Here is a 25,896-nt window from a genome sequence, read left to right on the forward strand (position 1 = left end):
GTTCCACGAAATGGCCATAAACGTGGCGGGATTGCCATAAATGTGAAGCGCTACGGTTAACGACGTTTCAACGGTCGTCCGCCTCTGCCCGGGCGCGGGCCGCTTCGAGTATGGCGCGCACTTCACGCGCGGCGGAATTTTCTATCGCAAAGGTATCTTCGGGCATGACGCCCGGATCCTCCTCATTGTCCTTGAAGGTGGCATCGTCCCTCAGCCGCCTCAGAAACGAGGAGATGGTGACCTCTCCGCCGATCATTGCCGCCAGAAGCTCGATCATCAGCTCCCGGTGTGCGTTCAGGCGTCCTTCCAGTTCCTCGGGTGTCAGCGCCGACATCTCAATCCTCCTGACGAATTCCGTTGCTCAAGGAGATAGGGGACCGTTTGACGGAGGGAACAATCGCCCGGACCGAAAGTTCATCCCTTAACAAAGATAGGGAGAACGACCATGGCGGACTTCGTCAGATCAGGGGCAGGACATGGAGAACGGGACGTGCGCGACCGTCTGATCCTTGCCCTTTACGCCCAGCTGAAGGCGGAGCGGCAAACCCGGGAAGCGCTCGAATATGTGATCCGCGAAGGCGCGATCTCTCCTGAGGTATTGGAAGCGATCGCCAGTGATCCGGTTCCCGTCGCAGCGGCGGAAGATGTTGCCGCGGTAGAGAAAGTCATCGCACTCGATGCCCATCGGCGCCGGGGTTCCGTCAGCAATCTCGATGGAGAAGAGAAAAAATGAAACGCCTGATCCTTGCCCTTTCGACGGTGGTTCTTTTGAGCGCGTGCAGCGACAACAACGAAAAACAGAGTGACCCGATCAACAACACGCCGCCGCAGCAGCCAAACAACACGGCACCCGCGGACAAGGATCCCACGCCGCAAACAAGCACCGGCGGCCAGAGCCCTGCCACATCCCCGTCCGGGACAACCAGCAATCCACCCGTAACCCCTGCGCCGGCAGGCTCCGGCAATCCATAGATTTTGAAGCCCTAGGGAACGATTTGTTGTGCGGCACCATTATCAGGCGGAAACTTGGAAGGGTGCCGCATGGACACGAAATCGAACCATTTCACAGTGGAGCCGGGATACTGGCATCAGCTCGGCGCCAATTACGACGGCGAGGGGGTCAACTTCGCGATCTTTTCGGCCCATGCCGAACGGATCGAGCTATGCCTGTTCGACAATAGCGGCAAGATCGAAATCGCGCGGCTGGAGCTGCCGGAATATACCCACGAGGTCTGGCACGGCTATGTGCCGGGCCTCAAGCCTGGCGCGCTTTACGGATATCGCGTCCACGGCCCTTACGATCCGGAGAATGGCCATCGGTTCAATCCCAACAAGCTGCTGATCGATCCCTACGCCCGCGAGCTTGTGGGCGACGTCAAATGGAATGAGGCCCATTTCGGCTACGATCTCCTGCACGAGGATAAGGATCTTACCTTCGACGAGCGCGACAGCGCACCGTTCATGCCAAAGTGTCGAGTGATCGATCCCAACGAGTTCGACTGGCAGGATCAGAACCGGCCGAACATTCCCTGGCCCGCCGCCGTCATTTACGAGACGCATGTGAAGGGCTTCACTCAGCTCAATCCGGCGATCCCGAAGGAATTGCGCGGCACGTTCGAAGGAATGGGCCACAAGGCTTCGGTGGACTACATCAAAAGCCTCGGCGTTACCTCCGTCGAGCTGATGCCCGTTCACGACTTCCCGGACGACCAGCATCTGCTCGACAAGGGTCTCAAGAATTTCTGGGGCTACAATACGCTCGGCTTCTTCGCGCCGGCCTCCCGTTATTACGGCCCGAGAGGCATCCAAGGCTTCCGCGACATGGTGCGCGCTTACCACGACGCGGGAATCGAGGTCATTCTCGACGTGGTCTATAACCATACCGCCGAAGGCAACGAGCTTGGGCCGACGCTTTCCTTCAAGGGCATCGACAATTTTTCCTATTACCGGACGATGCCGGACCAGCACCGCTACTATATCAACGACACAGGCACCGGGAATACCGTCAACACGTCCCACCCTCGCGTGCTGCAGCTCGTGATGGATTCGCTTCGCTACTGGGTCGAATTCATGCATGTCGATGGCTTCCGCTTCGATCTCGGGACGATCCTCGGGCGCGAGCCGCAGGGTTTCGACCAGCGCGGCGGCTTCTTCGACGCCATGACGCAGGACCCGGTGCTGTCGAAGGTGAAGCTGATCGGCGAGCCTTGGGATATTGGGCCTGGCGGCTACCAGGTCGGCGGCTTCCCGCCGGGCTGGGCGGAATGGAACGACAAGTACCGCGACACGGTACGCGAATACTGGAAGGGAACGAATGTCTCGACCGATTTCGCTGCCCGCCTGCTTGGCTCCGGCGATCTCTACGACCAGCGCGGTCGCCGGCCTTGGGCGAGCGTCAACTTCATCGCCGCGCACGACGGGTTCACCCTTAACGACCTTGTTTCCTACAACGAGAAGCACAACGAGGCGAACGGCGAGGACAACAACGACGGCCATAACGACAACCGCAGCTACAATTACGGTGCCGAGGGGCCGACCGAAGACGAGGACATCAACGCGGTCCGCGACCGTCAGAAGCGCAATTTCCTCGCGACGCTGTTCTTCTCGCACGGCACGCCGATGCTGCTTGCCGGGGACGAATTCGGCCGCAGTCAGATGGGCAACAACAACGGCTATTGTCAGGACAGCGAGATCTCGTGGGTCCATTGGGAGGATTTGCCGGAGACCTGCGAGGCGTTGCGCGAATTTACGCGCCACATCATCAAGCTGCGCAAGGAGCAGCCGCTTCTCAGGCGCGAGAACTGGCGCGACGGACTGGAGATCAAATGGTTCAATGCCGGCGGCGGCTTTCAGACGCCGGAACAATGGGACGAGGGCTCGACGCTCGGCCTCTATATCGGCCGGCCTGATCTTCGGGAGGAGGAAGGCATCTGGCACGACGTGTTGCTGCTCTTCAATCCGTTCGAAGGCAATGTGCCGTTCCGCATCCCACAGTTCGGCGAGGGCGGCTGGGTGCTGGAACTCACCACCTCCGATACCGCCAGGCATGGCCAGGTGATCACCAAGGAAAAGGATTTCGAGCTCGAAGGCCGCAGCCTGGTGTTGTTCCGCAGACCGTAAAGGAAGCGGCCGATCGGCAACAGAAAACCGGCCTCGAAGGCCGGTTTTCGCGATCTGTGATCAGAGTATCGCCCGGTATCGATCCGAGGCCGATCCCTGGCCGGACTTCTTCACCAAGTTGGCATAGACCGCCGCATATTGCAGGGCGCTGCGTTCCCAGGAAAACTTTGCCTTCATGCCCTGGTTCTGCAGCCGTGCCCACATTTTCGGGTCCTCGTACGCATGCAAAGCGCGCCGAAGCGCCAGGCGCAGGCCGTCGGTGGTGACCGGGTGGAACTGAAAACCCGTCGCGACGCGGGCCGACATCGCGGCATCATTGGCGTCGATGATGGTCTCCGATAGTCCGCCTGTGCGGGAAACGACGGGTACGCAGCCATAACGCAGCGCATAGAGCTGGGTCAGGCCGCAAGGCTCGAAGCGCGAGGGCTGCACGATGGCGTCCGAGCCTCCATGGATCAGATGCGCCGTCGGTTCGTCATAACCAATGTGGACGGCCATTCGACCGGGGAAGCGTGAGGCCGCGTCGAGGAGGGCCCGCTCGATCCCGTGATCACCCTGGCCGAAAACGATGACCTGTCCGCCGCGATGGATGATCTCGTCCGCCGTCTCGGCGAACATATCGAAACCCTTCTGCCAGGTCAGCCTGCTGACGGCGGAGAACACCGGGCCGTTTCCAGTCGTGTCCAGGCCGAACTTCTCCAGCAGCGCCCGGCGATTTTCCCGCTTTCGGCGCAGGTTGGTGGCATCGTAGTTGCGCGGCAGGTGCGGGTCCGTCAAAGGATCCCATACCTCGAGGTCGATGCCGTTGACGATGCCGCGCAGAATGGAAATGCGCGCGTTCAGAACACCGTCCATCCCCATGCCGAAACGGGGTGTGAGAATTTCCCGTGCATAGGTCGGGCTAACCGTGGTGATCGCATCGGCCGTCTGCAATCCGCCTTTCAGGAAACTGATATCACCGAAATATTCCAGCCGGTTCATGGAATAGGCCTGGGGCGGCAGACCGAGGCTGTTAAGCAGGGTTGCAGGATATTGCCCCTGGAAAGCCAGGTTGTGAATGGTCAGGACAACAGGTGTCATGCAGCCGCGTTCGCGCATGTAGACGGAGGTCAGTGCCGTCTGCCAATCGTGGGTATGGACGAGGTCCGGAACCCAGCCGGGCAGGGCACCGTCGGCAATTTCGGCCGCGGCGAGGGACAGGGCGGCAAACCGTTTCCAGTTGTCGACATGATCTGCACCCGTGTCGTCGACATAGGGACCGCCCGGTCGGTCGTAGAGGCTTGGGGCATCCAGTACGAAAAGGCTCAAACCCTCGATCCGGGTGTGGAGCAACGAGGCGCGCTCCCCCAGAAGGCTCTCGAAGGTGACGAGCGGCATGGCGCTTTTCAGCTGCTGCATCACCCGCGGATACCCGGGGATCAGTGTGGTGGTCTCAATACCCGAGCCGGCAAGTGCTTTCGGCAGGGAGCCGGTCACGTCAGCAAGCCCGCCGGTCTTGACAAGCGGGTAGATCTCCGAGGTGACCGAAAGAACTTTCATATGCGGCAAAGCCCGCTTTCCGGGAACGATCTCAGCTTCATGGCCGATCACGCTGCGCGGATTGTGATGGCCCTCGTCGACCGGAAGGTGGGCGTTCATCATGCGTCTCTCCGCCATAGCCCGTTCAGTTCTTCCAAAACAACCAAGCCCTGGCCAACGTTCCCTCTCGGGGTCGGCTCCAGGCGGAATTCGGATGCAGATGTCATGTCATTTCCCGGAACAAAAAAATCTTGCCGCCGCGACGATGGCACTCGTCGCGACCGGTAAACTTGGTCCTTGCTGTTTTTCCCGCCCCCGGAACTATTTGCCCGGCGGTACCTTTTTGGAACGTTTCTTGGCAGGTTCGACCGCCGCGGTGATGGCCGCCGGTGGTTTCGACGCGGTTTTTGCGGATGCGGCCTTGGATGCGACTGTCTTAGGCGCCGCCTTAGGGGAGACTGCCTTGGGAGCCGCGGCCTTCGAGGCTGCTTTGGGAGGTTTGACCGCCGCTGCCGCCTTGCCACCCGAAGCCTTGGCCGACGCTCCGTTCAGCGCCGCGGGCTTCAACGTCGCATATTCCAGCTTAGCCTGTTCCCAGTGCTCTCTGTCCTTGCCGGTAGGATAGCCTTCCGCTTCCCACAAAGCGTAGGCCCGCTTCTTGATCCAGTCTTGTTCGGATTCCGCCATTATTTAGTCTCCATTCGCCCGATTGCCCCAACGGATTCGCGGGAGCAAAGTTCCATGGTCAAAAACGAAAACTCACAATTCGGCCAACAGGCACACGGCCAATTCAAAAGTCTGCCCGACGGAACTTTCGGCAGCCCAAATATGTTTATTCCGCCGGGAAGGAGACACATCGAAATGGAAAAGTACTGCGATATCATCCCGCACGCAACCGGCTGGGTCTATGTCATAGATGGGGTGCAGTCCGCGTCCTATTATCACACCTATGATCTGGCTATGGATGCTGCAAAAGCCCAGCTCGCCCGCTCCGGTTCCACCCGGGACAAGGTTTTCCGGCGGCAAGCGCTGAACGGCGAAATGCTGCCGGTGCAGATCCTGGCGCAAGGCATGGCGACTTCGAGACCGAGCGGCTCGTTCCGTCACTGAGCCCGAATAAAGGGAGGAAATGAAAAGCCCGGCCAAGCCGGGCTTTTCCGTCTCGTCAGGGGCGCAACCTGATGTCGCGCCCCTTAGCTTTTCACCTCACGCGGCCTTTTGAGCCGCTGCATTGACGGCGGACTCGGCAAGTGCGGTCAAGGCTTCGTCCGTCTTGCTTTCTTCCGCAAGGGTCTGTTCAAGAAGCGTGACTGCCTCTTTCAGCCCGAGCTGCTGAGCCCAGCTGCGCAGGGTGCCGTAGCGGCTGATCTCATAGTGTTCGACGGCTTGTGCGGCGGCGAGCAGGCCGGCGTCGAGTGCAGGATTGCCCTTGAATTCGTCAAGAATTTCCTCGCCTTCTTCGATAATCCCGTCGATCGCCGGGCAAGTCTTGCCCTGCGCGCGCTTGCCGATGATCTCGAAGACCTGTTTCAGGCGCTCGATCTGACCTTCCGTTTCGTCCCGGTGTTTTTCGAATGCAGCTTTCAGCTTCTGGTCCTGAGCACCGCGCGCCATCTTAGGAAGGGCTTTCACGATCTGGCGTTCGGCGTAGTAAATGTCCTTGAGGGTTTCATAGAAAAGGTCGTCGAGGGTCTTGGTGGCCATTGCTCTCTCCTTGGATTTTTATGAAAATGTTCGAATGGCTGTTGCGAGACATAGAACGACGAGGCGGACTGAAAGTTCCTCGCTCTCAGTGACCGCCCGGATGCGGCTCGCGCCCGCCCGGCGGTTTATCGTAGAGGCGTTCGATCGCCTCCTCCTGCTTGCTTTCCTCGCCGCTCGTCAGGCGGCGACGCTGCAGCAATGCGTAGGCGATCGCTCCGCCAAGGAGGATCGGGCCTAGCGCCACGACCACAAACCAGAAATTGTCTGCCATCGCTTTCTCCTTTCAGGCAAGGTCCCTGCGGGCCGTGCCGGGGCAGCCCAAGGGGCTGCTGATTGTGGGTTTCCCTCGATCACAGAGGCGTATCTGGGAAACAGCCGTTTGCCGCAAAAGGTTCCGGAACGGGCCTATCCCTGCCACCACTGCAGCACCTCGTCGGCGCCGGCGATCCGCAGCTGGGTCGAAAAGCGCCTGCCGAAAAGGGCGAGGGAGGCGTCGTGGGTTTCGTCGGAGGTGCTGCAGATCGCATCCTTGACGAGGATGATCGCATAACCGAGGTCGACCGCTCCCAGAATGGCCGCGAGGACGCAGACATCCGTTTCTCCGCCCGATATAACGAGCGTGGTCACGCCCTGATCTTGCAGGAAATGATGGAGCCGACCGTCGAGCCAGGGTGAATAGACCGGTTTGTCGAAGACGAGTGCTGGCGGAACAAAGGCTCTGAGCTCCGGCAGGATGTCGACCATCTCGTCGCCGAGCCGCTCGCGCGTCATCATCGCCCATTTCTCGTAATAGCTGCGCCAGCTTCCTCCTGCTTCGGCGGATGTTCTCGGAGGCACAAAGCGGGTGAAAATCGTCTCGGCGGGATGAGTTCCTGTAAGTTCGGCGACCGGCTCCCGTACCCGCGGCATCCAGGGAATATGCCAGGGGGTATCTTCTGCGAACATCCGTTGCATATCGACGCAAAGATGTCGGCAGCGGTTCGGGTCTTCCATGGCGCATTTACTCCGTCAGCGTTCACGAACGGCGGCCCGCGGGCAAAAGTTCCGGCGAAGAGGAACTTGAGGTGCGCGGATCGCGTTGCCTGTTGGGAATGGAGATGACTGCCGAAGGGAAGAGAAAATGCAGGACAGCCTTAAGATCTACCGCCTGGTGCCGATCGCGCCGCCCCATGATCCGAACTGGCAGAACTCGCCTCCGCAGGGCGAAGTGATCGTCCGCGCAAGGACGGCAGGCGACGCCCGTCTCGTTGCGAGCGAAGCGGAACTCGACTTTACCGAAATCGACGCCTTGCCCTCAGAAGGCAATTCCACACAGATGGCCAGCGCCTTCCGCAGCGAAAAACTCTATACGGTGATCGAGGACGAGAGCGGGCGGTTTGATGCGAAAGGCCCGCGAGGCGTGGTGGAGGGACAGGTCAGGATCGACAATCTGATATCGACCCAGCTCTAGCCGATATTGACCGGCTCAAGGTCGTCAGTCGGCCCCATTGGTCTTGCCGTTGAGCGCCTTCTGCAGCTCGCGGGCCAGTTCGAGCAGGCGGTCGGGAATTTCCTCCTTCTCGATTTCGGTGAGCAGGACCGAAACCCGGCGATTGACGCGCCGTCCCATCCTGACTTCCTGTTCCTCAACCGGACTATTCTGCTTCGCCATCCCGACCTCGTCATCGATATCCGGCCAATCCAAGCCGAAGTTGCCCGCCCCGCCAAAATTTGCAGTATTCCTCCTTACCGCAATATGCTTGGCTTCGGATATCCCGAAAAAGTCACAGGCCATAAATCAAATCAGGCGACTTCCTATCCAGGAAGCCGCCTGATTTGTTCCAGGACCCTGCCGAGAATCGTCTAATGCTTGGGCGGTTTCGGTGTGCCCGCGGGAATGGACGTCACCGTGGTCGAAACCGGATCGCTTGCCGGGAAGGTATCTTCCAACCCTTCGTTCAGCTGTTCTTCCAGTTCCTGGCTCTCGTGTTTCGAGCGTGCGGAGCGTTCGGCCGTCTTCTTGTCCCACTCCTTGCGGGGAGCGTTCGGGCTGTTGTTCGTGCTCATGGAAATACCCTCCTGTGCTGCGTCTGGAAGAAAACGGCTTCTCCTGCCGTTTGTTCCGGAACCAAGCCGGTGCGGCATGGGTTATCGCCGCAAAAGAAGGAGGTTCTCCGTGGCACCGCGCGTCTTCTGGAAAGGCTATCTGAAGCTTTCGCTCGTCACCTGCCGCGTGACGATGACGCCGGCCATCTCGGAAGGGGCGAAGGTGCGGTTCCACAACATCAACCGCAAGACCCAGAACCGGGTGCTGAGCCAATATGTGGATGCCGAGACCGGCGAGGCGGTCGAAGACGACGACCAGGTGAAGGGTTATCCCAAAGACGAGGAAAACTACGTGCTCTTCGAGGATGATGAGCTCGAGGATGTGGGACTGGAAAGCACCCGAACGATCGATATCGAGAGGTTTGTCCCGGCGGGTTCCATCGGATGGATCTGGTATGACAGACCGCATTATCTCGCCCCGGACGACGAGGTGAGCGCGGAAGCCTTCGCGGTCATCCGGGAGGCAATGGCCAAGACGAAGACTGGCGGGATCGCGCGGCTCGTAATGTATCGCCGCGAGCGCGCGGTGCTGCTGCTGCCGAAGGACAAGGGAATTGTCGTCTGGACGCTGCGCTACGGAGACGAAGTGCGCGATGCCGACGAGTATGCGGCGGAAGCGCTGCGAGAAAAGCCCGAAGCCCGGCATCTGACGATGCTGAAGAAGGTGATAGAGGAACGGACGGAGGCCTGGCAGCCTTCCATGGTCGACGATCCGGTCCAGGACCGGCTGCTGGAAATCATCGCCGAGCGCAAGAAAGGCCGCAAGGCGAAGAAACGGCCCGAAGAGAAAACCCCAGAGCGGACGAGCAATGTCATCGATATTACCGCCGCCCTGAAGAAGAGCCTCGAGGCGGAGCGCAAGTCGACGCGAAAATAGAAGCTATTTCTTCTTCTTCTCCTTAAATTCAATCGGCGTCTCCGCTCTGCGGAAATCGCCCCAGGGGTCGCTTGTCTGTTGAGAGATTCGGGCGGGCGCGTTGTTGACGGTGAAATAATTCGGGCCGATCGCGCCGCCGAGTTCTTCCCAGGCGACCGGCATGGAGACCGGGGCGCCAGGGCGGGCACGAGTGGAGTAGGGAGCGACGGCGGTCGCGCCGCGGCCATTGCGCAGGTAGTCGATCAGGATCTTTCCCTTGCGCTTCGATTTGGTGATGGTCGAGACGTATTTGTCCGGGTCGTCGCCGGCCATGCCGTCGGCGAGCGCCTTCATTGCGGCTTTGACTTGGGGCCATTCCGCTTTCGGCTTCACGGGCGCCACGACATGCAATCCTTTGCCGCCCGATGTCTTGACGAAGGCGGTGAGCCCCATGTCCTCAAATCGCTGCTTCACCTCGTGTGCCGCCGCGATGATTTCCGTCCACGAGACGCCGTCGCCGGGATCGAGGTCGATATTGACCATGTCCGGCTTTTCCCAGTCGTCGAGATTGGAGCCCCAGGGGTGGACCTCGAGCGTCGCGCCCTGGACCAGGCCTAGAAGGCCGTCTAGGTCGCGGATGGTGATATCTTCCTCGCTCGGATCGGCGGGATCCTTCACCAGGACGGCGTTTTTCGTCATGCCCTTCCAGCCGTGCTTCTGGAAGAAGAGCTGGCTGTTGATGCCGTCAGGGCCACGGATGAGCGCCAGCGGCCGGTTGACGACGAAAGGAGCCATCAGGCGCCAGACCTGCGTGTAATAATCCGCCAGACCGGCCTTGGTCACGCCTGCATCCGGCCAGTAGAGGCGGTCGGGATGGGTGAGATTGACCGTCCGTTTCGGCGGCTTTTCCTCCTCGGTAGCTGTCACAGGGCCGCCCTCCCGGACGATTTCGTTCGGATCCTTGTCTTCCCGCAATCCTCGGAACGCCGCATGCCGGATATGCGCGTCGGCCGTCCAGCCGCGGAATTCCACCTCGGCGACCAGCTCCGGTTTCAGGAAAACGACATCCTTCTTTTCCACCGCGGCGAGCTTTTCGTCAAACGGGCTCTTGTCGATGCGGATCTCGTTCAGCCGCTTGAAGAGGGATTGCGCCACCGCGCCGGAATAACCGGTGCCGACACGTCCGGCATGGCGGAGTTTTCCCTTCTCGTAATAGCCCATCACCAGCGAGCCGATCGCCTTGTTGCTGACGGAGGAGGGGACGTAGCCCGCTACGACGAATTCCTGCCGGGCGGAACATTTCGACTTTACCCAATCGCGCCCGCGCCCGGGGCGATAGGGTGCGTCGGCTATCTTCGAGATGATGCCTTCGAGGCTGAGCCGGCAGGCATGTTTGAGCACCAGCCCTCCCTCGTCGCCGAAATGTTCGCTATACCGCAGGGCAGGGCCGCTGCCGGCTAGAAGCCTCTCCAGCGCCTCCTTGCGCGCGAGCAACTTTGCCCCGGTCAGATCGTAGCCGTCGAGATGGAGGAGATCGAAGGCGTAGAATGTGAAGCGATCCGAGCGCCCCTCGCTCAGATCCTGCTGCAGCAGAGAGAAGTCTGTCGCACCGGAACCGGCTTCAACGGCAACCTCGCCGTCGATCACGGCGCTCGACAGATCGAGCTTTGTGAATGCCGAAACGATCTCCTCGCCGAACTTGTGGGTCCAGTCGAGGCCGGTGCGGGTGAGCAGCCTGACCTTGCCGTTCTCCACCCGCGCCTGCAGGCGATAACCATCGATCTTGATCTCGTGCAGCCACCGTTGTCCGGAGGGCGCGGCTTTCACCAATGTCGCAAGCTGCGGCTCGACGAATTCCGGCAGGTCGGCCTTTTTCGCGCCCTTAACCCCGGCGACCGCAACCTCCGTCGCTTCGGGCTCCGGAGCCGTCGGCCTGTTTTTCCTGATCGCCTTCTTCTTCTTGGGCGGCGTGCGGCCCCAGATTTCCTCGAGCGTCTTTCCGGTCTTCACCGAAAGCGGCATCTCCTCCAGAATGTCGGCATCGCCCTCGCTGCGGGCAAATTCGTCCTCACCCTTGATCAGCAGCCAGTTCTCGCGCTTTTCCCCTTCACGGTGGCCCATGCGCACCAGATGCCAGCGGCCTTCCAGCTTCTCGCCCTTCAGCTCGAATTCCATATGGCCTTTCTTGTAGGCCTTATGCGCATCGCCGATCGCCTCCCAGGAGCCGCGATCCCAAAGGAGGACGGCCCCGGCGCCATAATTGCCTTCAGGAATGGTGCCTTCAAAACCGCCATAGTCCAGCGGATGGTCTTCCACATGTACCGCAAGACGCTTTTCGCCGGGAACGAGGCTCGGGCCGCGGGTGACGGCCCAGCTTTTCAGAACCCCGTCCATCTCCAGTCGGAAATCGTAGTGGAGCCGGGTAGCGTCGTGTTTCTGGATCACGAAGCTGTTGCCGGTGGTCTTGCCCTTGCGGGTGCGGGAGAATTTCCCCTGAGGCTCCGGCGAGACCTTGAAATTGCGTTTCTGATTATAGGTTTCCAACGCCATGGTCAGCTAGCCTTTTTCTGCGGAGCGGCGGTCTTGCGAGATGCGGTTTTACCGGCGGTCTTCTTGGGCGCGGCCTTCTTCCTTGCTGAGGGTGTGCCGGCACTCTGACGCAAGGCGTCGAGCAGGCTCGACACTTTTTTCGGTTCCGCTTTTGCCTTCTTCTTCAGCTTGCGGCCTTCGATCTTGGCGCGGATCAGTTCGGCAAGGGCCGTCTCATAGCGGTCGTCGAATTCGGTGGGGTCGAATTCGCCGCGTTTGGTGTCGATGATGTGTCTGGCGAGATCGAGCATTTCGCCGTCGATCTTGAAGTTTTTGATGTCCGAGAAGATCTCCTTGGCCGGCCGGACCTCGTAATCATAGTTGAGCGTGCTGGCGATCAGGCCCTGCTCGCCCGGCCTGATCAGCAGCGTCCGGAGCCTCCGGAACAATACGGTCCGGGCAAGGGCTGCGACGTTCTTTTCTTCAAGTCCTTTGCGGATCAGGGCGAAGATCTCCGCCGACGGTTTGTCGGCCGGCGCCAGATAATAGGGCCTGTCGAGATAGGCGGTGTCGACACCGTCACAAGGGATGAAGGCTTCCAGCTCCAGCGTCTTGTCGGCCTCGGGCACTGCCGCCTTCACCTCGTCCGGCTCAAGGAAGACATATTCGCCGCTCGATATTTCGTAGCCTTTGATGATGTCTTCGTTCTCCACCGCCTTGCCGGTATCGGCATCGACCATCTGGCGGTGGACGCGGTTGCCGGTTGCCCGGTTGATGATGTGGAAGCTGACGCGATCGGACGTGGAGGCGGCGGTATAAAGCGCCACCTGACAACTCAATTCGCCAACCTTGAGATAACCCTTCCAATTTGCACGCGGTGCCACGATCAGAACTCCGTGAGAGTCCTATCAACAGGGGTATGGGCCGGTTTGTTCCGCGAGCAAGATGAACAAGCTATTCATCTTACTGGAACCAAACACGCAAGGCGTGCGTTTGCCACCGAAATTCCAGCCCATCGAGTTCGGAGAGGTAGGCAACGGTGTCTGAATCACAGTTGAATAGTGATCCTGCACGTGCGGACATAGTCAGGCTCATCCCGGCCCTCCGCGCATTTGCCCGCACTTTCTGCCGCAACCCCAGCGATGCGGACGATCTGGTGCAGGAGACGCTTGCCAAGGCGCTCGCCAACCTCGACAAATTCGAGCCGGGCACCAAGCTGAAGAGCTGGCTGTTCACGATCATGCGCAACACGTTCTACACCCGCGTCAAGGTGCTCGGCCGCGAGGCGCCGGGGGTCGAGGAAAATGTTTCCGGCGACACCGCCATGGCGGCGACCCAGGAGACCGCTGCGCGGGCAAAGGAGGTGCAGCGGGCGCTGCAGAAGCTTCCGCCGCACTACCGCGAAGTTCTGACCCTCGTGGCGATCCTCGGCGAAAGCTACGAGTCCGCTGCCGAAATCTGCGACTGCGCCGTCGGCACGGTGAAAAGTCGGCTCAATCGCGCGAGGCATCAGATATTGCAGGAACTGGGAGAGGATGCGAGCTGAGCTGTCGGTTGAGGCCAGTCGCCTTGGGGGGATCATCCATGAAATTCACGTTGATTGCCGTGGCCGTCATCGTTGCGACGATCGCGCCGGTTTTCCTTTTTATCTGATCCCGGTTCGGCCCGGATCCTGGTCCAATTCCGGATAATGCCGGAATATTCCGGACTGGTTGAAGGCGAGCCGACGATCGGACTTGAGATAGGCGTTGAGGTTTGGCCGATCGCGGACCATGTCGCGCAGTCTGGCAACACGCGGAAAAGAGCTGTCGAAGTTCTTCATGGCGCGGGGGAAGGCATAGGCGAGCCCTTCCGAAACATGAAACAGCGACAGATCCACGTAGCTTAGCGCACCGCCGATCGCGTAGCCGCCGCTTGCCGGATTGCCCTCGATGATCCGGTCGAAGTAACCCATGAACTTCGGCACGCGGTTTTTGAGGAAGGCCTCCGTACGCGCCTTGGCCTCGTCCTTCTGGTCTTCGTAATAGTCGTCGGTGCTGATCGGATGGTGCGTGTCGTGCGCTTCCATCACGAAATCGGCGATCGTGAGCTGCAGGCCGTGCGCAAAGATCCGGTACTTCTCGTCCTTCGGAACCAGATTCAGTTTCGGGCCGAGATAGTGCAGGATGTTGGCCACATGGGAGACGATGATGTCGCCATCCTTGAGAAACGGCGGAGCAAAGGGCGTGCAGAGATAACCGTGTTTACCACGCAGATATTCCATCATGGCGGACATCCCGTGGCTGGTTCGCACCACGTCGAGATATTTGGCGCCGGCTTCCTCGAGAGCGAGGCGCACGAATTCGCCCCGGCCGGGAATGCCGTCCCAGTAATAAAGTTCGTATGCCATGCCTACTCCACAAAATCCGCGATCTTCCTCAGGTCCTCAACAAACCGGGCCCTGTTCATTTCCGCATCCGGCTGATCCATGGTCCGCAGCAATGCCGAGGGATGGATGGTGACGAGGACCGGCAGCCCGTCTGGCGAACGCAACACGGTTCCCCGGTCGCGGGTGACCTTGGCCTGCCGTCCCAGTAAGGAATAGAGCGCCGTCGCGCCCAGCGCCACGGCAAGTTTCGGCTTCACCAGCCGCAGTTCGGCCGCCAGCCACCAGGCACAGGCCTGCACTTCGCCGGCATTCGGCTTTGCGTGGATGCGGCGCTTGCCGCGGGCGGCGAACTTGAAATGCTTGACGGCGTTGGTGACGTAGCAGAGGTCGCGGTCGACGCCCGCTTCGTCGAGGCAGCGGTCCAGCAGCCTGCCGGCCGGCCCCACGAAGGGTTTGCCCGCTAGGTCTTCCCTGTCCCCCGGCTGTTCGCCCACGAACAGGATCCTTGCCCGTCCGGGCCCTTCACCGAAGACGAGATGGGTGGCGTTTTTATAAAGATCGCAACGGGTGCAATTTTCCGCGTCGTTCCTGACGTCGGAAATGTGGTCTCCGTCTGCGCCCGTCGTTTCGAAAGCGGGGCCTTTGCGGGAGGTCAGCATGCCGGAACTCCTTGATGTGGCAGAACCAGCTCGACTGCCGCAGGTTCCGGAAAATCGAGCGGGGGAATGTCCGGTCGTGCTGGAACCTTTCCGCCAAGCTCGGGTTAAAGGCGCAGAGCGCGGATTGTTCCCACGCGGCTTCATATCTTTTTTGCGGACAGGGTTTTTCAAAATGGCCATCAAGATCACCGCGATCCTCTTTACGTTGATCGGGATCGCGCTGGCCGTCGGCGGCGGCCAGTTGGTGCTGCTCGGCGGAAGCGCCTATTATCTTATCTGCGGTCTGGGTTTCGTGCTGACTGCAATTCTTCTTTTCCTCAGGAAGTCCGTGGCGCTCAGGGTCTATGCGGTCCTCGTGCTGGCGTCGCTCGTCTGGGCGATCTGGGAGGTCGGCTTCGACTGGTGGCAGCTTGGACCGCGCGGAGGTGTCATCATTCTTTTGGGCCTTTGGCTGCTCACGCCCCCGATCCGGCAGCCGCTTGGCTTTCTCAGCCCTACCGGCGCACGTTATGGCGCAAGTGCCACGCCGCTTGCGATCTCGCTGGCGATTGCCATTGCGGTCGCCGTCCTCTCGATGTTTATGGATCCGCTCAGCAAAACCGGCGAATTGCCGACACAGTCGGTGGCGGCGGCGCCCGCCATGGGCGGAAACGTACCCCCCGGCGAATGGCATCAGTATGGACGCACGCCTTTCGGCCAGCGTTATTCGCCTCTCGACCAGATCAACCTGGACAATGTTGCCAACCTCACGGAGGTCTGGCGCTACCAGACCGGCGACGTCAAGCTTCCGGAGGATGTGGGCGAGACGACCTATCAGGTGACGCCGCTCAAAGTCGGCAACTCCCTCTATCTGTGCACGCCGCACAACTGGGCGATCGCCCTGGACGCCACCACCGGCCAGCAGAAATGGAAATATGATCCCAATGCCGGCCTCAATCCGGACAGGCAGCACCAGACCTGCCGGGGCGTGTCCTATTACAAGGATCCGGCAGCGGCGGCCGGAACGCCCTGCGCGGAACGCGTCTATCTGCCGACTTCGGATGCACGCCTGATTGCGCTCGATGCGGCAAACGGCCAGGTCTGCCCATCCTTCGCCGACAACGGCACGCTGCGTCTCGAGGCCGGCATGAAATACAATCCGGCCGGCTATTATTATTCCACGTCGCCACCCGCGATCGCCGGCAACAAGATCATCATCGGCGGGGCGGTCAACGACAACTATTCCACTCAGTCGCAGTCGGGCGTCATCCGGGCCTTCGACGTCAATACGGGACAACTGATCTGGAACTGGGATTCGGGCAATCCGGGGCAGACGCAGCCGCTTCAGCCCGGCCAGACCTACACGACGAATTCGCCGAACAGCTGGTCCGTCTTCAGCGTCGATGAAGAACTGGGGCTCGTCTATATCCCGCTCGGCAACCAGGTTCCCGACCAGCTGGGCATGGGCCGCAGCGAAAGCGTCGAAAAATATTCATCCTCCATCGTGGCGCTCGACCTCAATACCGGTGCGGACCGCTGGGTGCGCCAGACGGTGCATCACGACCTCTGGGACATGGACGTTCCCGCCCAGCCGGTGCTTCTCAACATCACCAAGCCGGACAACAGCGTCGTACCGGCGCTGGTCGGACCGACCAAGCAGGGCGATATCTACGTGCTCGATCGGCGCACCGGCGAGCCGATCATTCCGGTGACGGAAGAACCGGCGCCGGGAGGGGCGATCCCTGAGGATTTCACCGCTCCGACGCAGCCGACATCCGCCTTGACCTTCAAGCCGGAGCCGCTTGAGGAAAAGGACATGTGGGGCGTCACCATGTTTGACCAGATGGTGTGCCGTATCCGCTATCACCAGTACAACTACCAGGGCCGTTACACGCCGCCGTCCCTCAGGGGCACAATCGTCTATCCCGGCAATTTCGGCACCTTCAACTGGGGCAGCGTCGCGATCGACCCGGAACGGCAGGTGATGTTCGGCATGCCCACCTATCTCGCCTTCACTTCGCGCCTGGTGCCGCGCTCCGAGATCCCGCCGAAGGAGCAGGATCAGAAGGGCAGCGAACAAGGCCTTAACCGCAATGAGGGGGCACCCTACGGCGTGTATATGGGACCTTTCCTCGGCCCCTTGCAGATCCCCTGCCAGGCGCCGCCCTGGGGTTATGTCGCCGCTGCCGATCTGCGGACAGGCGAGATCGCCTACAAGCGCCGCAACGGCACCGTCTACGATATGACGCCGCTGCCTCTGCCTTTCAAGGTCGGGGTGCCCGGCATCGGCGGTCCGATGATCACCAAGGGCGGCCTGGCATTCCTCGGGGCGGCCGTCGACAACTATTTGCGGGCCTATAACCTCACCACCGGCGAGGAACTCTGGAAGGCGCGGCTGCCCGCCGGTGGGCAGGCCACGCCGATGACCTATGCGGTCGACGACGGCCGTCAATTCGTGGTGATGGTGGCCGGCGGCCACGGCTCGGTCGGCACCAAACCGGGCGACTACGTCATCGCCTACGCGCTGCCGCGCTGACGAATGGCCTGGAGTGCTCGAAGGCCCGAAGGTCTTGCCTTCGGGCCTTCGCCGTGATCGCTTCAAAAGCCCGCAAGGCCCTTGGCGCTGATCTCGTTTCGGACGTCTGTGACGCCAGCGACGCCGCGTGCGACTTCCCCGGCTCGGGCGATCTCGCGTTCCTGCAGGACAGTGCCTGCCAGCGTGACGGTTGCACCATGGGCCGTCACAGTCACGTCGGAGGCGTCTATGCCGCCGGCGGATGCGAGCGCATCGGAAACGGCGCCTTCCAGGGTGGCGCTCGGCGGAAATTCCGCTTCGACTTCCGGCGGTGTCTCGTGAAAATGCTGATGTTTGAAAACCATTGATCGCTCTCCGTTCCTGTCAAGGTCCGGCCAAACAACGTTTGTCGTAGCGAATTGGTTCAGGCTGCGCCCGCCAATACCGAGGCGATGGTTTCCTGAAGCTGGTTCTGCGAGAATGGCTTCGGCAGCCTTGGCAGACGGTTGTCGCCGCCCGAAGGCAGTTCGGCGTAACCGGTTGCCAGGACGACCGGAAGCCCCGGCCATTCCTCGCGGATGGCGGCTGCAAGTTCCGAACCGGTCATGCGCGGCATCGAATGATCCGTGATGACAAGGTCGACTTTGTGAGCGCCGCTTTTCAGCTCCCGGAGCGCGTCGACGCCGCTGTAGGCTTCGATCACGGTGTGACCGAGGTCCTCCAGCATCAGCGTCGTGTTCATCAGCACGAGAGCGTCGTCATCGACAGCCAGGATGGTCAGATTGCCTTTGGGAGGGTCGACAAGCGCGGACATCGCCGTCTCAGAAGGTGGAGGGCAGTCGTTGACATCGGCGACGGGGAGGAGCAGCGAAACGGTCGTCCCGTGCCCCTTTTTGCTCTCGATCAACAGCTTGCCGCCGGATTGTTCGGTCAGGCCCTGCACCATGGAGAGCCCGAGACCGGTACCTTTGCCGACACCCTTGGTGGTGAAGAACGGTATGGCGGCCCGTGAGATCGTCTCGCTGTCCATGCCTTCCCCGGTATCGGCCACGGACAGCCGGACATAGTGGCCGGGCTTCAGCTGCTTGTGATGTTCGTCCGCGACATAGTCTTCGGCAGCAATCGTAATCAGGCCGCCGCCGGGCATGGCATCGCGGGCATTGACGACAAGATTGAGGAGGGCCGTTTCGAGCTGCACAGGATCCGTGACGACCGGAGCCACATTGCCTGAAAATCGCGTTTCGATGCGCACCTCGGCGCCAAGCGACCGCTGAACGAAGTCCATCATGTTGCCGATCAGCGCGGGGGCATCGACCGTCTGCATGTTGAGTTGCTGGCGGCGGGAGAAGGCCAGCATGCGCTGCGTCAGCGCGGCACCCCGCTCGGCGCCCTGGATGGCGTTGTCGAGCAACGGCGTGATCGAAGGGTCCTGAGGCAATCGCTTCTTCAGAATTTCAAGGCTGCCGAGGACTGCCATCAGGAGATTGTTGAAATCATGGGCGACGCCGCCGGTGAGCTGGCCGATCGCCTCCATCTTCTGGGCTTGAAAGAGCTCTTCCCGGGCCTTTGCAAGTTCCTTCTGCGCCTCGATCTTTTCGGTGATGTCGCGGGTGATCTTGGCAAAACCGATAAGCTCGCCGTTGTCGTCGTGGATCGCATCGATGATCACATGAGCCCAGAACCGGGTACCGTCCTTGCGCTGCCGCAGGCCCTCCCTCTCGGTCCGCCCTTCTTTCCTGACCATATCGAGGCTGCGCTGCGGCTCGCCGCGTTCGCGGTCTTCCTCCGTATAAAATTGAGAGAAGTGTTTTCCGACGATTTCCTCGGCCTGGTAGCCCTTGATGCGTTCAGCGCCGACGTTCCAGCTGCTGACGTAGCCGTCGGGATCGAGCATGTAGAGCGCGTAGTCGGAGATGCCCTGAACGAGAATCTGGAATTGCCGCTCGCTCCGCCTGAGCTCGAGTTCGGCCTGTTTCCGCTCCGTTAGATCGCGGGTTACCTTGGCGAAACCCAGAAGTTCGCCCGATCTGCTCCATATCGGATCGATGATGACATGAGCCCAGAAGCGGTTGCCGTCCTTTCGCACCCGCCAGCCCTCGCTTTCGAAGCGGCCTTCGCTCGCCGCCGTCCGCAAGGCCTTTTCCGGCAGACGGGCTAGGCGGTCTTCGGGGGTGTAAAAGTGTGAAAAATGCTTTCCAAGCACTTCCCAGGCTTCGTAGCCTTTAAAGCGTTGCGCTCCCGGGTTCCAGCTCACGATCCGGCCGTCCGCATCCAGCATAAAGATCGCATAATCGGTAATTGCGTCCACGAGAAGTCTATAGCGCTCCTCATCAAGCAACGAGACGTCGTAACTTTGCGTCATACTCATTAATCGTCCCCAGCGCCGGCGGATCGCGCGGCGCGACGTAGCGTAACGTGCAACGCCCGGAATGGTTCCCGCCACGGTGCGACCTTAACACGATTCGCCCCTTTCGGCGGAGTCGGCGTTGACAAACACATGTGATGAGTTTACGACTGACGAAATATGAAATTCGTCAGTCGTAAACAGAAGGCCGCCAGCAAGATGGATTCCATGGAGCAGACCCTGGAGACAACGAAGCAGGAGAACGTCACCCGCATCCTCGATGCGGCAGAGCGTCTCTTCAAGCACTACGGCTACACAAAGACCAATGTCGCCGATATCGCCCGCGATCTCGGCATGTCGCCGGCCAACATCTACCGTTTCTTCTCCTCGAAGGCGGACATCCACCAGGCGCTCGCCCGGCGCATGCTGGAAGCAAGCCAGGCCGTCGCGCTTGAAAACGCAAGGCGCCCGGTAAGCGCGACAGAACGGATCCGCGACCATTTCCTGCAGCAGCACCGCATCACGGTCGAAACGTTTCTCCATGAGAACAAGGTGCACGAGATGGTGGTGATCGCCATCGAGGAGCAGTGGGGGGCCGTGCAGGACCACATCGAGAAGATGCGCGTCATCGTCGCCGGCCTCATCCGCGAAGGTATCGAGACTGGCGAATTCCGCGAGCAGAATCCGGACGTGGCGGCGGAATGCTGCTGCTCCAGCATGGTTGTGCTCTGCCATCCGCAGATCGTTGCCGAGTGTCTGGTCGAGAACCGGCACAGTACCCCTGCCGATATCGTGGAATTCGTTTTGCATGCATTGAAGTGATCGGCGCCGGACGCGCCTTTTTCGTTACCCGCTATTAGGAGTGCGGACCATGTTTGTCGTGACGCCCAGAAATCACGTGTCTTTTTTCTCCAAGGCTCTGGCGCTTGCTGCAGCGCTCGCCGTCCTCACCGCCTGCTCGGAAGAGAAGAAAGCCGAAGCGCCGGAAGTGGTGCGCCCCGTGAAGGTGGCTGAAATTGCCGCTCCCGATCAGGGGCGGCGGCTTGAATATTCCGGCTCCGTCAAGGCGCGCACGGAAATGAATCTCGGCTTCCGCGTTGCCGGAAAGGTCACCGAGCGGCTTGTAGATGTCGGCGACCGCGTCAGCCATGGCGAAGTCCTGGCGCGGCTGGATAACGTGGACTACGAATTGGCGGTTCGTCGCGCCGAAGCAGATCTGGCCTCCGCACAGAAGCAGGTGGAAATCTCCGAACTTGCCTATCGCCGCGCCGACTCGCTTCACTCGAAGAATATCACCTCGCAATCGGAACTGGAGCAGGCGGCGCTTGCCCGGGACCAGGCCGTTTCCGCCCGCCAATCCGCTCAATCCGCCCTCGATCAGGCGCGCAACCAGGTGGCTTATACCGAGCTCAAGTCCGACCAGAACGGCATCGTCACGACGGTCAGCGCCGATATAGGCCAGGTCGTCAGCATCGGCACGCCGGTCATGGCCGTTGCCGTCGATGGCGGCAAGGAAGTGCAGGTTGCCGTTCCGGAAGTAGAGGTTGGTCAGTTCAAGCCCGGCAAGACGGTCAAGGTCCGCTTCTGGTCCGCCGCCGATCTCGTGCTCGACGGCAAGGTCCGCGAGGTGGCCGGCAGCGCCGATGCGCAGTCGCGCACCTTCGCGGTCCGCGTAAGCCTGCCGGAAGACCCGCGCGTGCTTCTCGGAATGACTGCCACGATCGAAGCCGCCGAAGACAACGCGGTGCAGACCTGGTCCATTCCGCTTGCGGCGCTCGGCAAGAAAGAGGGTCATCCGGTGGTCTGGATCGTCGATCGCGAGAAGGGGACCGTCAGTTCCCGCGCCGTTACCGTCGCCGATTTCTCCGATGACGGCGTACGTGTCCTGCAGGGGCTCGAAAAAGGCGATCTCGTCGTTTCGGCCGGTACCCAGTTCATGCAGGAAGATATGAAGGTGAAGCTGCCCGAAACCGTTGCGTCCCGCTTCGGCTCCGTCAGCAGCATCAGCACCGCTTCGATTGCGCCCTGATTTCCGGTTTCAAGGACCACGACCATGAACTCCTCGCATCAGGCCGATCCCTCGGAAAAAGCCTCATTCAACCTGTCGCGCTGGGCAATCGCCCATCCAAGCATCGCGCGCTTCCTGTTTGGCCTCATCATCGTCATGGGCGCGCTCGGCATCATGAACATGGGCCAGAAGGAAGACCCGGATTTCACCTTCCGCGTCATGGTAGTTCAAAGCGTCTGGCCCGGCGCCTCGATCGACGAGATGCAGAACCAGGTGGTCAACAAGATCGAGCGCAAGCTGCAGGAGACGCCGCATCTCGATTTCGTGCGCTCCTATACCCGCGCCGGCTTCGCGATCACCACCGTCCAGATCAACGGCGATACTGATGGCGAGGAAGTCGCCGACGCCTTTTATCAGGTGCGCAAGAAGATCGGCGATATCCGGCAGGAACTGCCGTCCGGCCTGCTCGGCCCCTATTTCAACGACGAGTTCGGCGATACATTCATCACGCTGCACGCGATCACCGGCGAAGGCTACAGCTTTCCCGAGCTCAAGCAGTTCGCGATCCAGGCGCGTGACATACTGCTTGCGACGCCCGGCGTGGAAAAGGCCGTCATCCTCGGCGATCAGCCGCAGAAGATCTTCATCGACGTCTCGTCCAAAGCTCTTGCCGAGCGCGGTCTGACCGTTCTCAACATCCGCGACGCGCTTTCCGGCCAGAATGATGTCGATCCTTCCGGCAGTGTGGAGACCGCCGACCATTCCGTGCGGATTTCTGTCGAAGGCGGTGTTACGACGCCGGAAGACATTCGCGAATTGCGGTTGCGCGCCGGCGATCAGGTGATCCGGATCGGCGATATCGCCACCGTCAAGGAAGGTCTCGAAGATCCCTTCCAGCGCAAGTTCCGCTTCAACGGAAAGGACAGCGTCCAGCTTGGCGTCGTGATGGCCAAGGGCTTCAAGGTCACCGATGTCGGCCACGAGCTTGAAGCCGCCTATCACCGCTTCGAACAGACCCTGCCGGTCGGCGTTTCGGTCGAGCAGATCTCCAACCAGCCGGAAGTCGTGACGGAGGCGGTCGGCGAGTTCACCCAGGCGCTCCTCGAGGCGTTGGCGATCGTGCTCGTCGTCTCGCTGATCTCGATCGGCTGGCGCTCGGGAATCGTGATCGCGATCGCCATCCCGCTCGTGCTCGCGGCCACGCTTGCGATCATGTACTACCTGGGCATCGAGCTGCAGCGCATCTCGCTCGGCGCGCTGATCATCGCGCTCGGGCTCCTCGTCGACGACGCGATGATCGTGGTCGAGATGATGGAGCGCAAGCTGGAGGAGGGGCTGCACCGCATCGACGCCGCAAGCTTCGCCTATTCCTCCACCGCCTTCCCGATGCTCACCGGCACGCTGATCACCACCGCCGGCTTCATTCCGGTCGGTTTTGCCGAGTCGACCGCCGGCGAATATGTCCGTTCGCTGTTCTTCGTGGTCGGTATCGCGCTCGTCGTATCCTGGTTCGTGGCGGTCTATTTCACGCCCTGGCTCGGCTACATGATCCTGAAACAGCGGGCGCATGCCGGCACCCATCATGATGTCTATGACACGCGTTTCTACCGGCGGCTCCGCTCGACGGTCGGCTGGGCCGTCCGGCACCGGATCATCGTTCTCCTTCTGACGATCGGTGTCTTCGCCGGCAGCCTCTGGTCTTTCCAGTTCATCCCGCAGAGCTTCTTCCCGCAGTCGTCGCGGCCGGAAATCCTGGTCGACATGTGGCTGCCGGAAGGCACGGCGATCGAAGAGGTGGAGCGCCAGGCCAAGGCGCTGGAAAACAAGATCCTGCCCGATGAGGACAAGACCTTCGTTGCTACTTTCATCGGCGAAGGAGCCCCGCGCTTCTTCCTGCCGCTCGACCAGCAGCTCCGCAACCCGAACTATGCGCAGCTCCTGATCATGTCGAAGGGTGTCGAAGAGCGTGAGCGGCTGATCGTCAAGCTGAGGGACATCCTCGCGAAGGATTTCCCGACCGTGCGCGGCAAGGTCGACCGTCTCTTCCTCGGTCCGCCGACCGGCTGGCCCGTGCAGATGCGCGTGGTCGGTCCCGACAAGGCCGAGGTCCGCCGTATCGCCGATCTCGTCAAGGAACGCTACCGGCAGCAGCCGCTGTTCGGCGCCATCCACGACGACTGGCTGGAGCCGGTGCCCGCGATGAAACTGGTCGTCGACCAGGATCGCGCCCGCGCCCTCGGCGTTACCTCGCAGCGCGTTCGCCAGATGCTGCAGGCCTCCGCCTCAGGCGCGCCGATCAGCGACTTCCGAGACGGCGAGGAAACGGTGTCCATCGTCGTGCGTGAACCGGAAGCGACCCGCAATCTGCTTTCGGCCGTGCAGTCGGTCTATGTGCCGACCGATTTCGGCGGCTTCGTGCCGGTCTCGCAGGTGGCCAAGGTCGTGCCCGTGCTCGAACAAGGCATCGAGTGGCGCCGCGACCGCCTGCCGACGATCACCGTCAAGGCGACGCTGCCGGATGGCATCGAGCCCACCCAGGTTTCGCTCAACCTCTACAACAGCATGGCCGATCTGCGGGCCAGCCTGCCGGCGGGCTACAAGATCGAGATCCAGGGCGGGGCTGAAGATTCTGCCGAAAGCCAGGCGTCGATCGCCGCCAAGGCGCCGATCATGCTGCTTGTCATCCTGCTCCTGCTGATGGTCCAGCTCCAGCATTTCGGCAAGGCCATGCTGGTGCTGGCGACCGGCCCGCTCGGCATCATCGGCGCCGCCATGGCGTTGTTGATCACAGGCGCGCCCTTCGGCTTCGTCGCCATCCTCGGAGTGATCGCGCTGCTCGGCATCATCATCCGCAACTCGATCATTCTCGTCGACCAGATCGATCAGGATATCGCCGCCGGCATGGACCGGATGGAAGCGATCGTCGGCGCCGCCGTCCGCCGTTTCCGACCGATCACGCTGACGGCATTGACTGCGGTGCTTGCGCTGATCCCGATCTCGCGCGGCCTGTTCTGGGGACCGCTCGCCTATGCAATGATGGGCGGCATTCTCGTGGCCACCGTGCTCACCATCCTCGTCCTCCCCGCCGGCTATGCGCTCTTCTTTGGTCGCGAACGTAAGAAGAAGAGCGATGATGACCTCCAGCCGGCAAATCAAGGCGACCTGTTCGAAAGCCGTGAAACACCCCTGCCCATGGCTGCCGAATAATGTCGCCCGCCTTCCTCCGGGGCTTGGAATCCCCGGAGGAAGGCGTTTTGATTGTGCTTGACGGCGTCGAAGATGTAGTCCGTCACCATGCGCACCCGCGGTATGTGGCTCAGGTCCCGATGGCAGACGAGCCAATAGTTGCGCCGCAGTTCCACCTCGTCCGGCAGGACGATCTGCAGATCCGGCTGCGTGCGGGTGATGAAATGCGGCAGCACGCAGAGCCCGAGCCCGTTCAAAGTGGCCGTCATCTGGGCGAAGATGCTTGAACTCTGGAACCGCGCCTTGATGCCCGGATGCACGTCGCCGAGGTAATCCAGGCCGGGAACGAAGATCATATCCTCGATATAACCGATGAAGGGATGCTCGAGCAGATCCTCCCGGCTGCGGATTGGAGCGGCCTTGGCGAGGTAGGATTTCGACCCGTAGACGTTCAGGTTATAGTCGGTCAGCTTTTCGGTGAGATAGGGGCCTTCCTTGGGAGGATCGAGCGACACGGCGATGTCGGCTTCCTTGCGCGACAGCGACATGATCTGCTGGATCGTCACCAGTTCGAGCGAAATGTTCGGATGGCTGTCGCAGAAATCGCGGATCTTGTCGGCAAAGAAGAAGTTCGCAAATCCTTCCGGCGCGCTCAGGCGCACCACGCCCCGCTGGGCGGTCGTCCCGGAGGTTATGTCTGCGGCAAGTCGATCCGCCTCCGCCTCGATCCGTTCCGCCGCCTCTATGAAGCGCTGGCCGAGCGCGGTCAGAACATAGCCGCGCGGATTGCGTTCGAAGAGTTTTACCTTGAGCGAAAACTCCAGCCGGTCGATGCGGCGCGAAACGGTGGCGTGGCTGGTGCGCAACTGCCGGGCAGCCGTCGAGAGCTGGCCGGTGCGGGCCACCGCCAGGAAATATTGCAGGTCGTCCCAGGTGAAGTTCGGATTTCCGGTCATGATCCCCCCAAGCATCTGTTCAAAAATGCACAGATGCTGTTTGCAATTAATTTGATGTTCCAGCTTGCG

At 61.0% G+C, this 25,896-nt stretch carries 26 protein-coding genes; 11 read left to right on the plus strand and 15 right to left on the minus strand.

The genetic code is table 11. From position 1 onward, the window contains the following. Positions 1-67: 67 nt before the first annotated feature. A complete protein-coding gene (locus EDE05_RS08510) occupies positions 68-334 on the minus strand; it encodes a hypothetical protein (protein WP_105371458.1) in 267 nt (88 codons plus the stop codon). A 111-nt stretch (positions 335-445) separates the two neighbouring features. Here EDE05_RS08510 and EDE05_RS08515 point away from each other — a divergent pair, with 111 nt between their 5' ends. From EDE05_RS08515 to glgX, 3 genes are all read left to right on the plus strand, one after another. Then, the gene (locus tag EDE05_RS08515) at positions 446-733 is read left to right on the plus strand and encodes a hypothetical protein (RefSeq protein WP_105371459.1); all 288 of its coding nucleotides are present in this window, start codon (positions 446-448) and stop codon (positions 731-733) included. After that, positions 730-972 carry a membrane lipoprotein lipid attachment site-containing protein gene (locus tag EDE05_RS08520; RefSeq protein WP_105371460.1) on the plus strand — a complete coding sequence of 81 codons (243 nt, stop codon included), beginning with the start codon at positions 730-732 and terminating at the stop codon, positions 970-972. Before EDE05_RS08515 ends, EDE05_RS08520 begins: the two co-directional genes overlap by 4 nt. A 69-nt stretch (positions 973-1,041) precedes the next feature. Then, entirely contained in the window at positions 1,042-3,120 is a 2,079-nt protein-coding gene (gene glgX, locus EDE05_RS08525; RefSeq protein ID WP_105371461.1) for a glycogen debranching protein GlgX, read from the plus strand. Positions 3,121-3,180: 60 nt separating this feature from the next. Here glgX and glgA read toward each other — a convergent pair whose 3' ends face one another. Further along, positions 3,181-4,659 carry a glycogen synthase GlgA gene (glgA, locus tag EDE05_RS08530; protein WP_165924136.1) on the minus strand — a complete coding sequence of 493 codons (1,479 nt, stop codon included), beginning with the start codon at positions 4,657-4,659 and terminating at the stop codon, positions 3,181-3,183. A 300-nt stretch (positions 4,660-4,959) separates the two neighbouring features. Then, positions 4,960-5,325 carry a DUF2934 domain-containing protein gene (locus EDE05_RS08535; protein ID WP_105371463.1) on the minus strand — a complete coding sequence of 122 codons (366 nt, stop codon included), beginning with the start codon at positions 5,323-5,325 and terminating at the stop codon, positions 4,960-4,962. A 54-nt stretch (positions 5,326-5,379) separates the two neighbouring features. On the opposite strand from EDE05_RS08535, the gene EDE05_RS08540 reads away from it, so the two are divergent. Further along, a complete protein-coding gene (locus EDE05_RS08540; protein WP_105371464.1) occupies positions 5,380-5,748 on the plus strand; it encodes a hypothetical protein in 369 nt (122 codons plus the stop codon). 96 nt (positions 5,749-5,844) lie between these two features. Here EDE05_RS08540 and EDE05_RS08545 read toward each other — a convergent pair whose 3' ends face one another. From EDE05_RS08545 to EDE05_RS08555, 3 genes are all read right to left on the minus strand, one after another. Next, a complete protein-coding gene (locus EDE05_RS08545; protein WP_105371465.1) occupies positions 5,845-6,342 on the minus strand; it encodes a ferritin-like domain-containing protein in 498 nt (165 codons plus the stop codon). Positions 6,343-6,427: 85 nt separating this feature from the next. Continuing rightward, on the minus strand, positions 6,428-6,613 hold the full coding sequence (locus EDE05_RS08550) for a hypothetical protein (protein WP_105371466.1): 186 nt from the start codon (positions 6,611-6,613) through the stop codon (positions 6,428-6,430). A 134-nt stretch (positions 6,614-6,747) separates the two neighbouring features. Beyond that, positions 6,748-7,335, minus strand: a complete 588-nt coding sequence (locus tag EDE05_RS08555; RefSeq protein WP_105371467.1) for an isochorismatase family cysteine hydrolase — start codon at positions 7,333-7,335, stop codon at positions 6,748-6,750. A 127-nt stretch (positions 7,336-7,462) separates the two neighbouring features. Between EDE05_RS08555 and EDE05_RS08560 the strand changes: the two genes are divergently transcribed. Then, entirely contained in the window at positions 7,463-7,792 is a 330-nt protein-coding gene (locus EDE05_RS08560) for a hypothetical protein (protein ID WP_105371468.1), read from the plus strand. Between the two features lie 24 nt (positions 7,793-7,816). Here the strand turns inward: EDE05_RS08560 and EDE05_RS26765 are convergent, their stop codons facing one another. Beyond that, positions 7,817-7,993: a hypothetical protein gene (locus tag EDE05_RS26765; RefSeq protein WP_157949003.1), complete on the minus strand. Its 177-nt coding sequence runs from the start codon at positions 7,991-7,993 to the stop codon at positions 7,817-7,819. A 191-nt stretch (positions 7,994-8,184) separates the two neighbouring features. Further along, complete coding sequence (locus EDE05_RS08565; RefSeq protein WP_105371470.1) at positions 8,185-8,388, minus strand: hypothetical protein; 204 nt, start codon at positions 8,386-8,388, stop codon at positions 8,185-8,187. 109 nt (positions 8,389-8,497) lie between these two features. On the opposite strand from EDE05_RS08565, the gene EDE05_RS08570 reads away from it, so the two are divergent. Next, positions 8,498-9,304: a Ku protein gene (locus EDE05_RS08570; protein WP_105371471.1), complete on the plus strand. Its 807-nt coding sequence runs from the start codon at positions 8,498-8,500 to the stop codon at positions 9,302-9,304. Between the two features lie 3 nt (positions 9,305-9,307). Here the strand turns inward: EDE05_RS08570 and ligD are convergent, their stop codons facing one another. Further along, complete coding sequence (ligD, locus tag EDE05_RS08575) at positions 9,308-11,833, minus strand: DNA ligase D (protein ID WP_105371472.1); 2,526 nt, start codon at positions 11,831-11,833, stop codon at positions 9,308-9,310. 2 nt (positions 11,834-11,835) lie between these two features. Further along, positions 11,836-12,699 (minus strand): Ku protein, encoded by an 864-nt coding sequence (locus EDE05_RS08580; protein WP_205839321.1) that lies wholly within the window; start codon positions 12,697-12,699, stop codon positions 11,836-11,838. Between the two features lie 152 nt (positions 12,700-12,851). Between EDE05_RS08580 and EDE05_RS08585 the strand changes: the two genes are divergently transcribed. After that, on the plus strand, positions 12,852-13,358 hold the full coding sequence (locus EDE05_RS08585; protein WP_245422808.1) for a sigma-70 family RNA polymerase sigma factor: 507 nt from the start codon (positions 12,852-12,854) through the stop codon (positions 13,356-13,358). Between the two features lie 99 nt (positions 13,359-13,457). On the opposite strand, the gene EDE05_RS08590 is transcribed toward EDE05_RS08585, so the two are convergent. Beyond that, positions 13,458-14,201: a glutathione S-transferase gene (locus EDE05_RS08590; RefSeq protein ID WP_105371475.1), complete on the minus strand. Its 744-nt coding sequence runs from the start codon at positions 14,199-14,201 to the stop codon at positions 13,458-13,460. 2 nt (positions 14,202-14,203) lie between these two features. Then, a complete protein-coding gene (locus EDE05_RS08595; protein WP_105371476.1) occupies positions 14,204-14,839 on the minus strand; it encodes a UdgX family uracil-DNA binding protein in 636 nt (211 codons plus the stop codon). Between the two features lie 172 nt (positions 14,840-15,011). Here EDE05_RS08595 and EDE05_RS08600 point away from each other — a divergent pair, with 172 nt between their 5' ends. After that, the gene (locus EDE05_RS08600) at positions 15,012-17,354 is read left to right on the plus strand and encodes a glucose/quinate/shikimate family membrane-bound PQQ-dependent dehydrogenase (RefSeq protein ID WP_105371586.1); all 2,343 of its coding nucleotides are present in this window, start codon (positions 15,012-15,014) and stop codon (positions 17,352-17,354) included. Between the two features lie 62 nt (positions 17,355-17,416). On the opposite strand, the gene EDE05_RS08605 is transcribed toward EDE05_RS08600, so the two are convergent. Both EDE05_RS08605 and EDE05_RS08610 read right to left on the minus strand, forming a co-directional pair. Then, positions 17,417-17,698 (minus strand): BON domain-containing protein, encoded by a 282-nt coding sequence (locus tag EDE05_RS08605; RefSeq protein ID WP_105371477.1) that lies wholly within the window; start codon positions 17,696-17,698, stop codon positions 17,417-17,419. A 59-nt stretch (positions 17,699-17,757) separates the two neighbouring features. Further along, positions 17,758-19,701, minus strand: coding sequence for a PAS domain-containing sensor histidine kinase (locus tag EDE05_RS08610; RefSeq protein ID WP_105371478.1), 1,944 nt, complete (start codon positions 19,699-19,701; stop codon positions 17,758-17,760). Positions 19,702-19,896: 195 nt separating this feature from the next. Between EDE05_RS08610 and EDE05_RS08615 the strand changes: the two genes are divergently transcribed. The 3 genes from EDE05_RS08615 to EDE05_RS08625 are packed head-to-tail and all read left to right on the plus strand — an operon-like array spanning position 19,897 to position 24,892. Continuing rightward, a complete protein-coding gene (locus tag EDE05_RS08615; RefSeq protein WP_245422813.1) occupies positions 19,897-20,499 on the plus strand; it encodes a TetR family transcriptional regulator in 603 nt (200 codons plus the stop codon). A gap of 49 nt (positions 20,500-20,548) precedes the next feature. After that, positions 20,549-21,706 carry an efflux RND transporter periplasmic adaptor subunit gene (locus tag EDE05_RS08620; RefSeq protein WP_105371480.1) on the plus strand — a complete coding sequence of 386 codons (1,158 nt, stop codon included), beginning with the start codon at positions 20,549-20,551 and terminating at the stop codon, positions 21,704-21,706. Positions 21,707-21,730: 24 nt separating this feature from the next. Continuing rightward, positions 21,731-24,892 (plus strand): efflux RND transporter permease subunit, encoded by a 3,162-nt coding sequence (locus EDE05_RS08625; RefSeq protein WP_132409417.1) that lies wholly within the window; start codon positions 21,731-21,733, stop codon positions 24,890-24,892. Here the strand turns inward: EDE05_RS08625 and EDE05_RS08630 are convergent. Further along, positions 24,838-25,827, minus strand: a complete 990-nt coding sequence (locus EDE05_RS08630) for a LysR family transcriptional regulator (protein WP_105371482.1) — start codon at positions 25,825-25,827, stop codon at positions 24,838-24,840. The genes EDE05_RS08625 and EDE05_RS08630 overlap by 55 nt on opposite strands. Between the last annotated feature and the right edge of the window lie 69 nt (positions 25,828-25,896).

Origin of the sequence: Neorhizobium sp. R1-B, from assembly GCF_004368875.1 — a bacterium.
Lineage (GTDB): Bacteria > Pseudomonadota > Alphaproteobacteria > Rhizobiales > Rhizobiaceae > Neorhizobium > Neorhizobium huautlense.

Excerpts from the sequence above, each read along its gene's own strand:
- EDE05_RS08620 (WP_105371480.1), top strand. The coding sequence starts at position 20,549 with ATGTTTGTCGTGACGCCCAGAAATCACGTGTCTTTTTTCTCCAAGGCT.
- EDE05_RS08590 (WP_105371475.1), bottom strand. The coding sequence starts at position 14,201 with ATGGCATACGAACTTTATTACTGGGACGGCATTCCCGGCCGGGGCGAA.
- glgX (WP_105371461.1), top strand. The coding sequence starts at position 1,042 with ATGGACACGAAATCGAACCATTTCACAGTGGAGCCGGGATACTGGCAT.
- EDE05_RS08520 (WP_105371460.1), top strand. The coding sequence starts at position 730 with ATGAAACGCCTGATCCTTGCCCTTTCGACGGTGGTTCTTTTGAGCGCG.
- EDE05_RS08545 (WP_105371465.1), bottom strand. The coding sequence starts at position 6,342 with ATGGCCACCAAGACCCTCGACGACCTTTTCTATGAAACCCTCAAGGAC.
- EDE05_RS08515 (WP_105371459.1), top strand. The coding sequence starts at position 446 with ATGGCGGACTTCGTCAGATCAGGGGCAGGACATGGAGAACGGGACGTG.
- EDE05_RS08610 (WP_105371478.1), bottom strand. The coding sequence starts at position 19,701 with ATGAGTATGACGCAAAGTTACGACGTCTCGTTGCTTGATGAGGAGCGC.
- EDE05_RS08600 (WP_105371586.1), top strand. The coding sequence starts at position 15,012 with ATGGCCATCAAGATCACCGCGATCCTCTTTACGTTGATCGGGATCGCG.
- EDE05_RS08615 (WP_245422813.1), top strand. The coding sequence starts at position 19,897 with ATGGATTCCATGGAGCAGACCCTGGAGACAACGAAGCAGGAGAACGTC.
- EDE05_RS08540 (WP_105371464.1), top strand. The coding sequence starts at position 5,380 with ATGGTCAAAAACGAAAACTCACAATTCGGCCAACAGGCACACGGCCAA.
- EDE05_RS26765 (WP_157949003.1), bottom strand. The coding sequence starts at position 7,993 with ATGGCGAAGCAGAATAGTCCGGTTGAGGAACAGGAAGTCAGGATGGGA.
- ligD (WP_105371472.1), bottom strand. The coding sequence starts at position 11,833 with ATGGCGTTGGAAACCTATAATCAGAAACGCAATTTCAAGGTCTCGCCG.
- EDE05_RS08510 (WP_105371458.1), bottom strand. The coding sequence starts at position 334 with ATGTCGGCGCTGACACCCGAGGAACTGGAAGGACGCCTGAACGCACAC.
- EDE05_RS08625 (WP_132409417.1), top strand. The coding sequence starts at position 21,731 with ATGAACTCCTCGCATCAGGCCGATCCCTCGGAAAAAGCCTCATTCAAC.
- EDE05_RS08595 (WP_105371476.1), bottom strand. The coding sequence starts at position 14,839 with ATGCTGACCTCCCGCAAAGGCCCCGCTTTCGAAACGACGGGCGCAGAC.
- EDE05_RS08555 (WP_105371467.1), bottom strand. The coding sequence starts at position 7,335 with ATGGAAGACCCGAACCGCTGCCGACATCTTTGCGTCGATATGCAACGG.
- EDE05_RS08550 (WP_105371466.1), bottom strand. The coding sequence starts at position 6,613 with ATGGCAGACAATTTCTGGTTTGTGGTCGTGGCGCTAGGCCCGATCCTC.
- glgA (WP_165924136.1), bottom strand. The coding sequence starts at position 4,659 with ATGAAAGTTCTTTCGGTCACCTCGGAGATCTACCCGCTTGTCAAGACC.
- EDE05_RS08605 (WP_105371477.1), bottom strand. The coding sequence starts at position 17,698 with ATGGTTTTCAAACATCAGCATTTTCACGAGACACCGCCGGAAGTCGAA.
- EDE05_RS08560 (WP_105371468.1), top strand. The coding sequence starts at position 7,463 with ATGCAGGACAGCCTTAAGATCTACCGCCTGGTGCCGATCGCGCCGCCC.
- EDE05_RS08535 (WP_105371463.1), bottom strand. The coding sequence starts at position 5,325 with ATGGCGGAATCCGAACAAGACTGGATCAAGAAGCGGGCCTACGCTTTG.
- EDE05_RS08565 (WP_105371470.1), bottom strand. The coding sequence starts at position 8,388 with ATGAGCACGAACAACAGCCCGAACGCTCCCCGCAAGGAGTGGGACAAG.
- EDE05_RS08630 (WP_105371482.1), bottom strand. The coding sequence starts at position 25,827 with ATGACCGGAAATCCGAACTTCACCTGGGACGACCTGCAATATTTCCTG.